Source organism: Marinobacter daepoensis DSM 16072, assembly GCF_000421165.1.
GTDB classification, from domain to species: domain Bacteria; phylum Pseudomonadota; class Gammaproteobacteria; order Pseudomonadales; family Oleiphilaceae; genus Marinobacter; species Marinobacter daepoensis.
The window spans coordinates 746,001-759,406 of the sequence record NZ_ATWI01000008.1 but is presented as its reverse complement, the minus strand read 5'-3'; the positions used below and the strand labels follow the sequence as shown (position 1 = coordinate 759,406).

Here is a 13,406-nt window from a genome sequence, read left to right as displayed (position 1 = left end):
ATGGTCTCAGGCCGTGATCATCCGCCGATGGGTATGAATCGACATCAGCACCCCAAAGGCCGCCATCAGGGTAACGCTGGAAGTGCCCCCGTAGCTGATCAGTGGCAATGGCACGCCAACGACCGGCAGCAATCCGCTAACCATCCCGATATTGACAAAGACATAGATAAAAAAGGTCATCGTCAGGGCGCCCGCCACCAGTCGGCAAAAAGAGTCCTGTGCGGTCACAGCAATGTAGAGACAACGAAGAATAATCAGAAAGTAAACGGCAAGGAGCAACACCATGCCAATGAAACCGAACTCTTCCGCCAGAACGGCCACAATGAAATCCGTGTGACTCTCCGGCAGGAATTCCAGGTGAGACTGGGTTCCCTGAAGCCAGCCCTTTCCATCCATGCCGCCGGAACCAATGGCGGTTTTGGACTGGATAATGTTCCAGCCAGCGCCCAGAGGATCACTTTGAGGGTCCAGCAGAGTCAGCACTCGCTGTTTCTGATACTCGCGCATAACGAAAAACCACATCAGCGGCGCTGAGACCGAGACCATCGCCAGAAACGCCGTAATCAGCTTCCAGCTGATGCCTGCAAAAAACACAACAAAGATGCCGGCCATCCCCACCAACAGCGAAGTTCCCAGATCGGGCTGCTGAATGATCAGGAACATGGGTAACAGAACGATGACCAGGCCCGCCATTACCCGCCCAAAGGAGGGCGGCAGGTAATAGCGGGACAGATACCAGGCCGCCATCATGGGCACCACCAGTTTCATGAACTCCGAAGGCTGAAACCTCGGCAGCCCCGGGAGCGCCAGCCAACGCTGAGCTCCCTTGGCCCCCACGCCGACCAGCAACACCGCCACCAGCCCCACAAGGCCCAGTGCGTATAACCACGGCGCCCATCGGCGAAACACCGCCGGGTCCAGTTGCGCGAAGACAAACATGACAATGAACCCAACCCCCAGTCGCATTCCCTGGGCTTTAACGACATCAATGTTGCGATCGGCACCACTGAACAAAACAAAAAGACCGCCACTGATTAAAAGCAACAGCAACCCCAGCAGAACAGGGTCAAGATGCAAGACAGACCAGATACTCCGGGCCCGCCCCAGATCACTGGTACCCTGGCTGCTCCAGAGTCTGCCGCCCGCCATCAGTGTACTGCTCCCGGATCGCTTGCCTGGGTCACCACCGACTCAGCCTCAGCAGCCGGAAATTCCTCAAGCCAGGCATCAAACAACGCCCTGGCAACCGGTGCGGCCACCCCACTGCCGCCGCCGCCATTCTCAATAATGATTGCCACCGCTATTTCCGGCTTATCCGCCGGAGCGAACCCGACATATAATGCGTGGTCGCGGAGCCGCTCACGTATCTGCTCCGCATCGTATTCTTCCCCCTCACCCAGGCTGAACACCTGAGCGGTCCCGGTTTTCCCAGCCATTCGGTAACTCGCTCCCCGCGCCGCACGGCGAGCGGTCCCGCGAGCCCCATGCATCACTTCTTCCATCGTTTCGACCACGTATTCCCAGTCGTCCGGATCTTTCAGTATCAACGGCTCGCGACTCGGTTCGGGAAGGAACGTTTCGACCGGACGATCACCACGCACGTCTTTCAGCAACCTGGGCTCAGCCCAAACGCCCCGATTAGCGATCAGGGCTGTGGCCGTCGCCAATTGCATCGGTGTGGACAGCAAAAACCCCTGACCAATACTCATGTTCACCGAGTCCCCCGGGTACCATGGTTCGCTCTTCACAGCCCGTTTCCAGTCTGCCGTCGGCAACAAGCCGTCCAGAGCCCCGGAAACGTCCAGAGTCGCATCTTCGCCGAAACCAAAGCGCGCCAGATACTCCGACATGACATCCACGCCCATCTCCACGCCAACTTCATAGAAGTAAACGTCGTTCGACCTGGCCATGGAATACTTGAGATCCACCCAGCCATCACCTGACCGGTTCCAGTTCCGGAAACGCCGGCCGCCCTCTCGCAGCTGAAAATAGCCCGGGTCCCAGATTCGCCGTTCTCTGTCGGTCACTCCGCTGTCCAGAGCCGCAACAGCCATCATGGGCTTAATGGTAGAGGCCGGAGGATACTGGCCTCGGAGGGCTCGGTTGAACAAGGGCTTATCGATACTCTGGCTGAGCTCCCGATAATCTTTGACGCTGATGCCGGTCACAAACTTATTGGCGTCGAACCCGGGCACGCTTGCCAGAGCCAGGATCCCGCCCGTGGCCGGTTCAATGGCAATAATGGCTCCTCTTCGACCTTCCAGCAGCTCGTGAGCCCGACGTTGCAGCCGAAGATCCAGGTGAAGCTGGAGGTCTTCACCCGGCACGGGATTGACTCGCTCAAGTACGCGCAGGATTCTGCCTCGCGCATTGGTCTCAACGTGCTGGTAGCCGACCTGACCATGCAGCGCTTCTTCATAAAAACGCTCAATACCGGATTTCCCAATGTAGTTGGTACCGGCATAGTTAACCGGGTCAATCCGCTGAAGCTCTTCCCGGTTGATTCGTCCCACGAAGCCAAGAGCGTGAGCTGTCAGTTCACTGTGCGGATAATAGCGGACCAGCTCAGCCTCCACTTCCACCCCCGGGAACTGGTGCCGGTGAACCGCCATGCGCGCAATTTCACCCTCATCGAGATCATAATTCAGCGGAATAGCCTGATATGGACGCCGGGGTTCTCGCAACCGTCGTTCAAAACGTTCCAGATCTTCGTCGGCGATATCGAGAATCTCGCTCAAACGAGCCAGCATTTCCTCCATATCTCCCACCCGCTCGGGCACCACGGTCAGGCTGAAGACCGGCCGGTTCTCCGCCAGCAACACGTTATTGCGGTCGTACACCAACCCCCTTGGAGGTGGCACAGACTGCACCTGCACCCGATTCTTATCTGACAAGGTGGTGTAGATATCGTGTTCGACGATCTGAAGCTGATACATCCTGGCCAGCAACCCAGCCATCAGGATCACCACAAAGACCAGCACCACCATGGCCCGTCGCTGGAAAAGCCGGCGTTCAGCTGCAGTATTCTTGAATTCGCCCCAGGCCATGTCTGTTCCTAGGCTCTGTGGTAGGGATGATTACGGGTGATGGTCCAGGCTCTGTAGAGCTGTTCGGCAAGCAGGATTCTCACCAGAGGGTGGGGCAAAGTAAGAGGAGAAAGTGACCATTGCTGATCTGCACGCTGCCGACAGGCGTCCGCCAGCCCGTCCGGGCCTCCGACCAGGAACGTGACATCCCGGCCATCCTGTTGCCAGCTTTCCAGCTGGGTGGCCAGCTTTTCCGTTGACCAGGGGCGCCCACCCACTTCCAGAGCAACGACCCGATCACGGGCACCCACCGCAGAGAGGATGGCATCACTCTCACGTTTCATCAGCCTTGGAATATCCGGGTTCTTACCCCGGTGGGCCATGGGAATCTCAGTCAGCTCGAGGGGCAACTCCGGAGGCATCCGGCGGGCATAGTCGTTGTACCCCGCACTGACCCAGTCGGGCATTTTCTGCCCGACACAGATCAGACGCAGGCGCATAACTACTCGCTGCCTGCAGCACCGAGATCCGGAGCATCACGCCAGAAACGCTCCAGATCATAGAATTCTCGGGTGGCGGGCATCATCACGTGGACCACAACATCGCCCAGATCCACCAGAATCCAGTCGCTGCCGCCTTCGCCTTCCACATTGGAAGCCCTGACCCCCTGTTCTTTGGCTTCGATCACCACCGAATCCGCGAGGGATTTTACGTGTCGGTTGGAGGTACCGGATGCCAGAACCATAAAATCGGTCACACTCGTGCGGTCCCGAACATCAATCACACTGATGTCCTGAGCCTTGACGTTTTCCAGTGCGTTTACGACCAGATCTTTCAGTTGTTCAGCCTGCATAATTACCCTGTTGTACGGGCGCTGGCCAATGTGGCCACCCGATTAATGATATTCAGACGCGATTGTAGCATCAAAGACGCCTGTGAATAACTCCAATTATTCACGAGCGGACCGGGCGCCATACAGGCCCCCGGCCTCGATGTACTGGCACACGGTATCAGGCGTCAGATAACGCGTTGAACGGCCCTCAGCCACCCGCTGCCGGATGCCTGTCGCGGAGATATCAAGCAACGGCGGCTCCAGTTCCAGCACCCGGCCTGACGGCTGTACCTGCAGGTCGGATACCGACTCCGTCCGGCGCGCCGCCATCAGACGCGCCGCTTCACTGCCAACCGCCAGATCTGCCCCCGGCCTTCGGACAACAACAATGTGCGCAAGCCCGGGTATGGCCTGCCACTCACGCCAGAGGTCGAACGACGAAAAGGCATCGGTGCCAACCACCATCACCAGCGGACGCTCAGGACCAAGCTCTGCCCGGAGCTGCCGAAGTGTCTCGGCGGTGTAGGAAGCCCCCGCCCGGCGCACCTCCCGATCATCCAGAGTCAAGACGGAATCACCAGCGATTGCCTGGCGGATCATTTCCAGACGCTGTTCCGAGCTGGCCCCGGTCACCCCTTTATGAGGAGGAATATGGCTGGGCACCAGATGCACACGGCTCACCGACAGTGCTTCCGATACCTCCAGCGCCAACCGAAGGTGCCCGTGATGAATCGGGTCAAAGGTGCCGCCGTAAATCACATGCATGACATCAGGCCCGGATGTGCCCGTCACCAAAGACCACGTACTTCTGGGACGTCAGCCCCTCCAGACCCACCGGTCCGCGGGCGTGAATTTTGTCCGTCGAGATCCCGATTTCCGCGCCAAGACCGTATTCAAACCCATCAGCAAACCGCGTGGAAGCATTCACCATCACCGAACTGGAATCCACTTCTGTCAGAAAGCGCCGGGCCCGGGTGTAGTTTTCTGTAATGATGCTGTCCGTATGCTGAGAGCTGTATTGGTTAATGTGTTCAATAGCCCCATCCAAACCATCAACCACCTTCACTGCCAGGATCGGCGCAAGGTATTCGGCCTGCCAGTCTTCCTGTGTTGCTGGCACAACCCCCTCAATGAGCGAGCAGGTACGCTGACACCCCCTCAGCTCAACCGACTTTTCCCGGAACCGCTGAGCCAGCAGGGGCAACAGACCCTCAGCGACTTCCTGATCAACCAGCAGAGTTTCCATGGTATTACAGGTGCCATAACGATGGGTCTTGGCATTGACCGCTACGTTCAGCGCCTTCTCCGGGTCGGCGTGACTGTCAATGTATACGTGGCAGACGCCATCCAGATGCTTGATAACCGGCACGCGGGCATCCCGGCTGATACGCTCAATCAACCCCTTTCCTCCGCGAGGAACGATGACATCAACGTATTGAGGCATGGTTATCAGCTCGCCAACAGCGGCCCGGTCGGTCGTATTAACCACCTGAACTGCGGATTCGGGCAGCCCGGCCGCTCTGAGCCCCAACCCGAGACAGCGGGCAATGGCCTGATTGGAGTGTATTGCTTCCGAGCCGCCGCGCAGAATCGTCGCGTTGCCTGATTTCAGACACAGGCTGGCCGCCTCAACCGTGACGTTTGGCCGGGATTCATAAATGATGCCGATCACCCCCAGAGGCACCCGCATCTTGCCCACCTGAATGCCCGACGGGCGATACGTCATATCGGTAATAACCCCCACCGGGTCCGGCAATGCCGCAACCTGGCGAAGCCCTTCAATCATGGTATCGATACGCTGAGGGGTCAGTTCCAGCCGGTCCAGCATGGCGCTGTCCAGGCCATTGTCCCGGCCACACTCCAGGTCCTTGCGATTGGCTGAGGCAAGCTCTGAACGGGCGGCATCCAGGGCATCGGCGGTGGCCAGAAGCGCCCGGTTCCGCACGGCGGTGGAAGACCGGGCGACTTCTCGTGAAGCGGCCCTGGCCTGCTGGCCAAGTTCCGCCATGTAGGCTGCTACATCCATTGATTTACCCTTCATTCTGCAAGCTGATTCCAAAACAGGGTGGTTACTTTACCTTTCCCGTTTCAAGTCCGCACCCCAAACGACTATTATAGCGCTGCACAGGTTTTAACAGATGCCTCAGCAAAGGACAGATTCAATGCCCGACACCGCCGAAAAGTTTCTCCCCGGCAAATTTTCCCGGAGTGGATTTATTGCCTTCGGCCTGACCACAGGGGTGTGTCTGTTTCTTGGCGAAATGCTCGCGGCCGTGGCTGCCGCTGCTGCTGCCGGCCTTTGCCTCGCCGGCACCAACCTCCGCCAGGACCGCCAGTCGCGGCCCTGGCCCCAGTTAAGGGCATTTTTCCTGATCGCTCTGACCCTGACACTCATCGCCGCCCTCTGGCTCGGCCCCTGGTCTTTGAGCCACTGGCTCTATGCCCTTCCGCTGGTGTTCTTTGCCATGCTGCCAACCTACCTCGCGGCTACCACAACCGCACTCCTGCTTTTTCTTGTACTCGCGGGCACGCAGTGGGCGGTCACTCTCCCCGACCGTCACCAGATGATGACGGCCCTGGTACTGACAACCCTGCTCAGTGCCATTCTGGTCTTTATGAGGGAATACAAATCGCGGCAACTCGCCCCTCTGCGCCGCACCGACGAACTCACCCAGGCCGCCAGCCGGGAATACCTGTCCGCAGACCTGCACAAAGAGATTCAGCGCAGCGAACGTGAGGGTACACACATGTCCGTCATGATGATCGGCCTGGACACCCATCTGAGCGATACCGACCCCGACGAGGACATCCGCGCCATTCTCCCGCGCATTGGGCGCTACCTCCACTCTCAGTTGCGTGACTTCGACACCTATTATCGGGTTGCTGACCTTCAGTTTCTGGTCATCCTGCCAGGAGCCAACACCGCTGAGGCGGCCCGCACCGCGGAACAGATTCGCCAGGGACTCAGCACCCTTCTGGATGCCCATGGACTGAAACTGACCGTCAGCACGGGTGTCACCGGCCTGAACATCGGGGACGATGCCGACAGCCTGCAGCAGAGTGTCGCCAATGCTCTTCGTCGTGCCCAGCAACAGGGCGGAAACCGCACTCAGACTTACAGCAACCCCGTTCCCACCGACGCCGATGTCGCCGCTGCAAAACCTGGCCAGGAGGCATCACAATGACAGAAACCCGGCTAAGAACCTGGACCCACGCCAGTGGCTACACTTTGGCCGCTCTGTTTACCGCCGCACTGGCACTGCAGAATCTTCGCTATGGCTTCTACCAGCTGTTCTATACCGCGCTGGCCATGTCTGCTTTGATGATGGCCGGGCTGATCTACACCTGCCTTTGTCGGCGCCAACAGCTTTCAGCGCCCGGACACCTTGTCATTCTGACGGCACTGAACAGCGGGCTGGTTGCCGCAGTGATCACCACGAATGCTCCGGGTATCAGTCACTGGGCCATGCCACTGATTCTGCTGAACCTGCTGATCCTCCCGTTGCGTCATGGGCTGGCGCTCTCCACCCTGCTGCTCATCCCCGTGCTGATTGTCACCTGGTTGTCCGGCCTGCCAGGGGCAGCTTTGCTGACCAGCATCGGATTGCTGGCGATACTGGCGATCACTTCCCTGTACATCTGGCATTATGACCACATGACACAGTCCGCGCAGGACCTGGCCATTACTGACCCCGTAACGGGCGCCCACAATGCCCGCTTCCTGGACGACACACTGCAGAAAGAGATCAGCCGCGCCATTGCCACCGGCCACCCTCTTTCCGTCGTCAGCCTGAACATTGATCATGCTGAAGAGATTCACGATCTGTATGGAAAAGCCGGCATGCAAAACCTGCTTCAGGAGATGACCGCTACCCTGTTTGAGATTATCCGGGCCGGGGATTCACTCTACAGCGTTAACGGCTCGCAGTTTTTTCTGGTGTTGCCGTTTACGCCCGAGGAAGGCGTCCGAGTGATTGCCGAACGCATACGGCGAACGATTACCGAACACGACTGGCAGGACGTTGGACAAATCTCGGCCAGCCTTGGCTGCACCACCCGGGGCAACGGTGACACCAGCACGGCTTCACTGCGCGAACGCGCCATGACCGCCATGTACGAAGCCCAGAAACGCGGCGCGGACGCGGCCTGGTTCAGCCCGGGAGAATCCATCAAGGCATGACCGCAACCTGGCTCAACGACGTCACCACATGGGTGGCAACCAACCCGGGATGGCTGCTTGCCGCCCTGTTTGCCACCGCATTGATTGAGTCTCTGGCCATTGCCGGAATCATCGTTCCGGGGGTAGCGCTGCTGTTTGCGTTTGCCGCTCTCGCGGGCAAAACCGGCCTTGCCCTGCCAGAGGCTTTGCTCTGGGCCGGCCTCGGAGCGGTCGCGGGCGACGTTATCAGTTTCGGGGTGGGTCGACTGTTGCAGGGTCGACTCAACTCGGTCTGGCCCTTCTCTCGATATCCGGGCCTGATTGCCCGGGGCGAGTCCTTCTTTAACACTCATGGCGGTAAAAGCGTGGTGATTGGCCGATTCGTTGGCCCCATTCGCCCGATCATCCCTTTGATCGCCGGCGCACTGACCATGCCCTGGCAGCGCTTTCTCACATTTAACCTGCTATCAGCCGTCGGCTGGGCGCTGGTCTATATTCTTCCCGGGTACGTTGTGGGCTCTGCACTGGCCAGCGACATCAAGCCGCCTCCCCACTTCTACCCAGTGCTGGCCATCAGTGGCGCAGCCCTCATCCTCGTTTACCTGATTGTGTTACGGCTTCGTCTCGGGGTGGGAGAGGGGAGCTGGATTTACCAACGCTTAGAGGCACGGATGAGCCAGTACGACACTACCCACCGGTTCTGGCGCCTCTACAGTAACGAGCGCCCTTCCCAACAGGGCGAGTTTCCTCTGCCGTCACTGCTGCTTACCCTCGCCAGCCTGGCGCTGTTTGCAGGGCTGGCGCAACTGGTCAGCGTGAGCGACCAGATCCAGCAACTGAACACTCAGGTCCTGCAATGGTTTTCGGCGTTACGCCAACCCCTGCTAGACCTTCCAATGGTTGCGGTTACCCTTCTGGGCGACCCCGCGGTGCTGGTAGGTGCGGCCGTCGTTGCAGTCTTGCTCCTGGCATTTCGCGGCTACTACGCGGCCGCGCTGCATATCGGTGTCGCAGCGCTCGTGACCGGCCTGAGCGTGTGGTGGCTGAAAGCAGGCCTGGGAATCGGCCGGCCAGACCTGGTTATGTCGGCACCGGAATCCGGCGCTTACCCCAGCGGACACACCGCAGGCATGACAGTACTGGTGACGCTTGCAGCCAGCTTCATTGCCGGTGAAAACCGCAACCGGCAACGCTGGCAACATTACCTGATCCTTTCCTTACCCTTGCTACCGGTTGCCTTGAGCCGTCTCTACCTCGGGGTCCACTGGTTTACCGACGTGCTCGGGGGTCTGTTTCTTGGGCTGGCAATTACCGGCGCCACACGGGCCAGCTACAGCCGATATGATCGGGTAGCCCTGAGCCCTGACATTTTCACCTGGGCTGCGGGGCTGGGGTGGTTGCTATTCGTGGCTGCCTACCTGACCGGCAACTGGGAAGCCGCCATACTGGCGTACACCCCGCAACCCTGACCTCAGCCACCGCCCTCAAGCGCTTCAAGCAACTGCTGAAGGCGGTCCAGTCGCTCCAGAGGGTCCTGCAATTCCACCAATCGCTGTTTTTCCTGTTTGTCCAGCGGCAACAGCTCAGTCAACCGCCAGCCAATATGGCGGGCATCGCTATAATCGACAGCCATCTCCAGATCCTTGACCACCGGATGCCGGGACAATGCCTTCAGCACCGACGGTAATTCACTGTACCGCTCTGGAACGTCGCTCTGGGCTTCGGCCAGCAAACATTCCACGTCCCCCACATTCAGACCGTCATCCTGCTGCCAGCTTCGAACAACAGAGACTTTGCAATCGCCCTCGACTGTAATCCCCAGCAGGCCGTTATCCAATTGCTGGAAATCAATGATCCGGACGTAGGTACCAATGTCATAAAAAGAGGCCTGCGCCTCTGTTTCGCCGCCTTCCCTCAGCAACACCACCACAAACCCCCGGTCATCCTTAAGACATCGGGAAAGCATATCGATGTACCGAGGCTCAAACAGTTGCAAGGGGATGCGCCCCCCGGGCAGGACAATTGAGTTCAGAGGAAACAAGGGTACATTCATAAGTTTGTCAGTCACTACCGGCAAAGCTCCTGCAGGGGCGTGTACTAGCGAATCGAAAGAAGCTTTTGCACCTCGTCGACCCTCTCCCGGGCTTCACTCAGCAACTGCAGGCTCCGGGAAGCGTTCAGTTCCAACTCTCCAAGGCGGCGCCAGGCCGGCACCTGATCAAAAGACGGAAGCCCCTCATTCTGGCTTGAGCCAATCATGGAGTGCAGCTGGGCGACAATCACCACATCCACGAGTTGAGGCGTACTCTCCCGACACTCATAGTGCCAGTCTTCCGCGTGGCGCACCGCCTCTACAAATGCTTTGGGAAATGACCAGTTCTCCAAAACCGCACATCCCACATCGGCTCGCAACTCGGCCATCGCATGGCGCAAGTTCTTGTCGTCGGCGAACAGGTTAACGTGGTGTTCCGCCTGAACCAGCACCGGCACCACTCCTATGTCGTGCAGCAACCCCGCCAGCAGCGCTTCCTCCGGGTCAATCCGCGTCGCGTGATCAGCCAGAACCCAGCACAAAGCCGCAACCTCACGGGAATGCCGCCACAATTGCTCCATCTCATGCTGGAGGGCAGCGCGTTTGGTCTTGAACACTTCACGCATGGCAAACACTGTCACCAGTTGCCGCGTGGTGCGCATCCCAAGCCTCACGACCGCCTCACGCACATTGCGGACGTCGCTGAAACCACGATACAACGGGCTATTACAGGAGCGTACCAGCTTGGCTGCCATGGAGGGGTCTGCCGCAACCGCCGAGGCCACCTCTGTGGCTGAGGAATCCTCACGGTCAACCACCCGGCGGACCTTCCAGGCAACGTCCGGAACACTCGGCAGCCGAACCTGGTTAGAGCGCAACTCAGAGTAAAACTCCATCAGCAAATGATGCTCTTCACTCTCCTCACCGTCATCGTGGCCTGAATCCATCTCAACCTGAGTAATCGGCGCCGCCCGCAACATCTGGTTCAACACCTCCTGTTCAATCACCAGAAACTCACAGGGCCTCACGGCGGTAACGTCATACATTCGGGGCTGGAGTCGCGCCACCGGATTCAGAGCTTTGTCGGTCTCAGCCTCAATGGTCGATTTTCGGCCATCAACCGACTCCAGCTCCACCACACCAGAGACCAGGAAGTAGTCCAGACCATCCCGTACTCCGCGCTCCATGACTCTCTGGCCGGGACTATGGGTCCGGCGCTCCGCCCGACTGGCTAGCAAGACGAGCTGATCATCCGTCAAACGCCCCAGTGGCTGGAAACTTTTCAGACGACGTAAAGGCAGGCTTTCCTGGCCTCCCATAGGCAAACTCCCCTGAACGGCTGGATAAAAAACAGGCATCACATGTGAAGTATTGTAATCACACCGACGGAAAACAGCCATGCGAGACGCACGGAATCTGTTATCCTCTGCAATAACCACTTAATCCGATAACACAGGGAGAGAGCCGCCTACCATGCCCCAGTATCGTTCCCACACTTCCACCGCTGGCCGTAACATGGCTGGCGCCAGAGCCCTTTGGCGTGCCACCGGCATGAAGAATGAGGACTTCGGCAAGCCCATCATTGCCGTGGCCAATTCCTTCACCCAATTTGTACCTGGCCACGTACACCTCAAAGATCTCGGGCAGCTGGTGTGCCGTGAAATCGAAGCTGCAGGCGGCGTAGCCAAGGAATTCAATACCATTGCTGTAGACGATGGTATCGCCATGGGCCATGACGGCATGCTTTACTCCCTGCCCTCCCGCGAGATTATCGCGGACTCCGTGGAGTATATGGTCAACGCGCATTGTGCCGACGCCCTGGTGTGCATTTCCAACTGCGACAAAATCACACCGGGTATGCTAATGGCCGCCATGCGCCTGAACATTCCCACCATTTTTGTCTCCGGCGGCCCCATGGAAGCAGGCAAAACCAAGCTTTCTGAGCATAAGCTGGACCTTGTGGATGCGATGGTCATTGCTGCCGACCCGAACGCAAGCGACGAACAAGTTGCCGAATACGAGCGCAGTGCCTGCCCAACCTGCGGTTCCTGTTCCGGCATGTTTACCGCCAATTCCATGAACTGTCTGACCGAAGCAATCGGTCTCGCGCTGCCTGGCAACGGTTCGATGCTGGCAACGCACGCCGACCGGGAACAACTGTTCCTGAAAGCCGGCCGACAGATTGTGGAGAACGCCAGACGCTATTACGAGCAGAACGATGCCAGCGTCCTGCCCCGAAGCATTGCCTCTCCGGCAGCCTTCGAAAATGCGATGACCATGGACATCGCCATGGGCGGTTCCACCAACACCATCCTGCATCTTCTGGCCGCAGCACAGGAAGGCAATGTGGCCTTCACCATGGCCGATATAGACCGCCTCTCCCGGCAGGTGCCCCAGCTTTGCAAAGTCGCCCCGAACTCCCCGAACTATCACATGGAGGATGTGCACCGCGCAGGCGGCATCATGGGCATTCTGGGCGAACTGGAACGTGGCGGGCTAATCAACACAGACCTGCCGACCACCCATAGCAGAACCATGCGCGAAGCCCTGGAAACCTGGGACATCATGCGCTCACCAACCCCCGAAGTGGTGGAGTTTTACAAGGCTGGCCCGGCCGGGATCCCGACCCAGACTGCCTTCAGCCAGAACACCCGCTGGCCCAGTCTCGATGGCGATCGGGAAAACGGCTGTATTCGCGCCGTAGAACATGCATATTCCTCAGAGGGCGGGCTGGCAGTGCTTTACGGCAACATCGCCCTGGACGGCTGTGTAGTCAAAACGGCTGGCGTCGATGAAAGCATCTACGTCTTCGAGGGCAAGGCCCGCGTCTTTGAAAGCCAGGACTCAGCGGTGGCGGGGATTCTCGGCGATGAGGTCAAGGCCGGCGACGTGGTGATTATCCGCTACGAGGGGCCGAAAGGCGGGCCGGGCATGCAGGAAATGCTCTACCCGACCAGTTACCTCAAGTCGAAGGGCCTGGGCAAGGACTGCGCGCTGCTGACCGACGGCCGCTTCTCTGGCGGCACCTCAGGCCTCTCTATCGGCCACGCCTCACCTGAAGCTGCAGCGGGTGGCGCCATCGGGCTGATTGAGGACGGCGACAGCATCCTGATCGACATTCCCAATCGCTCCATCAATGTTCAGGTCAGCAATGACGAACTGGCACAACGCCGACAGGCGCGGGATAACAAAGGCTGGAAACCTGATCATCCCCGGGACCGGAAAGTATCCTCGGCACTCAAAGCCTACGCATTACTGGCCACCAGTGCCGACAAGGGCGCCGTCCGGGACGTCAGCAAGCTGGACTGACCCCTCCCACAAAAAAGCCCGCAAGGCAGACGCCTTGCGGGCTTTTTT

General features: G+C 58.9%; 12 protein-coding genes. 4 read left to right on the top strand and 8 right to left on the bottom strand.

Features of this window, described 5'->3' with window-relative positions:
- Window positions 1-6 precede the first annotated feature (6 nt).
- From rodA to K325_RS0104085, 6 genes are all read right to left on the bottom strand, one after another.
- Entirely contained in the window at window positions 7-1,149 is a 1,143-nt protein-coding gene (rodA, locus tag K325_RS0104110; RefSeq protein ID WP_029652993.1) for a rod shape-determining protein RodA, read from the bottom strand.
- Window positions 1,149-3,047: a penicillin-binding protein 2 gene (gene mrdA / locus K325_RS0104105; protein WP_029652992.1), complete on the bottom strand. Its 1,899-nt coding sequence runs from the start codon at window positions 3,045-3,047 to the stop codon at window positions 1,149-1,151. The genes rodA and mrdA overlap by 1 nt, the downstream gene beginning before the upstream one ends.
- An 8-nt stretch (window positions 3,048-3,055) precedes the next feature.
- Window positions 3,056-3,526: a 23S rRNA (pseudouridine(1915)-N(3))-methyltransferase RlmH gene (rlmH, locus tag K325_RS0104100; RefSeq protein ID WP_029652991.1), complete on the bottom strand. Its 471-nt coding sequence runs from the start codon at window positions 3,524-3,526 to the stop codon at window positions 3,056-3,058.
- 2 nt (window positions 3,527-3,528) lie between these two features.
- Entirely contained in the window at window positions 3,529-3,879 is a 351-nt protein-coding gene (gene rsfS, locus K325_RS0104095; protein WP_029652990.1) for a ribosome silencing factor, read from the bottom strand.
- A 96-nt stretch (window positions 3,880-3,975) separates the two neighbouring features.
- Window positions 3,976-4,623: a nicotinate-nucleotide adenylyltransferase gene (nadD, locus tag K325_RS0104090; protein WP_029652989.1), complete on the bottom strand. Its 648-nt coding sequence runs from the start codon at window positions 4,621-4,623 to the stop codon at window positions 3,976-3,978.
- A gap of 4 nt (window positions 4,624-4,627) precedes the next feature.
- A complete protein-coding gene (locus tag K325_RS0104085) occupies window positions 4,628-5,884 on the bottom strand; it encodes a glutamate-5-semialdehyde dehydrogenase (RefSeq protein WP_029652988.1) in 1,257 nt (418 codons plus the stop codon).
- A gap of 136 nt (window positions 5,885-6,020) precedes the next feature.
- Here K325_RS0104085 and K325_RS0104080 point away from each other — a divergent pair, with 136 nt between their 5' ends.
- The 3 genes from K325_RS0104080 to K325_RS0104070 are packed head-to-tail and all read left to right on the top strand — an operon-like array spanning window position 6,021 to window position 9,486.
- The gene (locus tag K325_RS0104080; protein ID WP_036192920.1) at window positions 6,021-7,043 is read left to right on the top strand and encodes a GGDEF domain-containing protein; all 1,023 of its coding nucleotides are present in this window, start codon (window positions 6,021-6,023) and stop codon (window positions 7,041-7,043) included.
- Window positions 7,040-8,038: a GGDEF domain-containing protein gene (locus K325_RS0104075; RefSeq protein WP_029652986.1), complete on the top strand. Its 999-nt coding sequence runs from the start codon at window positions 7,040-7,042 to the stop codon at window positions 8,036-8,038. The genes K325_RS0104080 and K325_RS0104075 overlap by 4 nt, the downstream gene beginning before the upstream one ends.
- Entirely contained in the window at window positions 8,035-9,486 is a 1,452-nt protein-coding gene (locus K325_RS0104070) for a bifunctional DedA family/phosphatase PAP2 family protein (protein ID WP_029652985.1), read from the top strand. Before K325_RS0104075 ends, K325_RS0104070 begins: the two co-directional genes overlap by 4 nt.
- A 2-nt stretch (window positions 9,487-9,488) precedes the next feature.
- Here K325_RS0104070 and K325_RS0104065 read toward each other — a convergent pair whose 3' ends face one another.
- Window positions 9,489-10,070, bottom strand: a complete 582-nt coding sequence (locus K325_RS0104065; RefSeq protein ID WP_029652984.1) for an LON peptidase substrate-binding domain-containing protein — start codon at window positions 10,068-10,070, stop codon at window positions 9,489-9,491.
- A 44-nt stretch (window positions 10,071-10,114) separates the two neighbouring features.
- The gene (locus K325_RS0104060; RefSeq protein WP_029652983.1) at window positions 10,115-11,368 is read right to left on the bottom strand and encodes an HDOD domain-containing protein; all 1,254 of its coding nucleotides are present in this window, start codon (window positions 11,366-11,368) and stop codon (window positions 10,115-10,117) included.
- A 154-nt stretch (window positions 11,369-11,522) separates the two neighbouring features.
- On the opposite strand from K325_RS0104060, the gene ilvD reads away from it, so the two are divergent.
- Complete coding sequence (ilvD, locus tag K325_RS0104055; RefSeq protein WP_029652982.1) at window positions 11,523-13,358, top strand: dihydroxy-acid dehydratase; 1,836 nt, start codon at window positions 11,523-11,525, stop codon at window positions 13,356-13,358.
- The last annotated feature ends 48 nt before the right edge of the window (window positions 13,359-13,406 follow it).

What these genes read in the sequence shown, in the direction of transcription:
- K325_RS0104075 (WP_029652986.1), top strand. Translation starts at nt 7,040, where the DNA reads ATGACAGAAACCCGGCTAAGAACCTGGACCCACGCCAGTGGCTACACT.
- K325_RS0104085 (WP_029652988.1), bottom strand. Translation starts at nt 5,884, where the DNA reads ATGGATGTAGCAGCCTACATGGCGGAACTTGGCCAGCAGGCCAGGGCC.
- K325_RS0104065 (WP_029652984.1), bottom strand. Translation starts at nt 10,070, where the DNA reads ATGAATGTACCCTTGTTTCCTCTGAACTCAATTGTCCTGCCCGGGGGG.
- K325_RS0104060 (WP_029652983.1), bottom strand. Translation starts at nt 11,368, where the DNA reads ATGGGAGGCCAGGAAAGCCTGCCTTTACGTCGTCTGAAAAGTTTCCAG.
- mrdA (WP_029652992.1), bottom strand. Translation starts at nt 3,047, where the DNA reads ATGGCCTGGGGCGAATTCAAGAATACTGCAGCTGAACGCCGGCTTTTC.
- rlmH (WP_029652991.1), bottom strand. Translation starts at nt 3,526, where the DNA reads ATGCGCCTGCGTCTGATCTGTGTCGGGCAGAAAATGCCCGACTGGGTC.
- nadD (WP_029652989.1), bottom strand. Translation starts at nt 4,623, where the DNA reads ATGCATGTGATTTACGGCGGCACCTTTGACCCGATTCATCACGGGCAC.
- rodA (WP_029652993.1), bottom strand. Translation starts at nt 1,149, where the DNA reads ATGGCGGGCGGCAGACTCTGGAGCAGCCAGGGTACCAGTGATCTGGGG.
- rsfS (WP_029652990.1), bottom strand. Translation starts at nt 3,879, where the DNA reads ATGCAGGCTGAACAACTGAAAGATCTGGTCGTAAACGCACTGGAAAAC.
- ilvD (WP_029652982.1), top strand. Translation starts at nt 11,523, where the DNA reads ATGCCCCAGTATCGTTCCCACACTTCCACCGCTGGCCGTAACATGGCT.
- K325_RS0104080 (WP_036192920.1), top strand. Translation starts at nt 6,021, where the DNA reads ATGCCCGACACCGCCGAAAAGTTTCTCCCCGGCAAATTTTCCCGGAGT.
- K325_RS0104070 (WP_029652985.1), top strand. Translation starts at nt 8,035, where the DNA reads ATGACCGCAACCTGGCTCAACGACGTCACCACATGGGTGGCAACCAAC.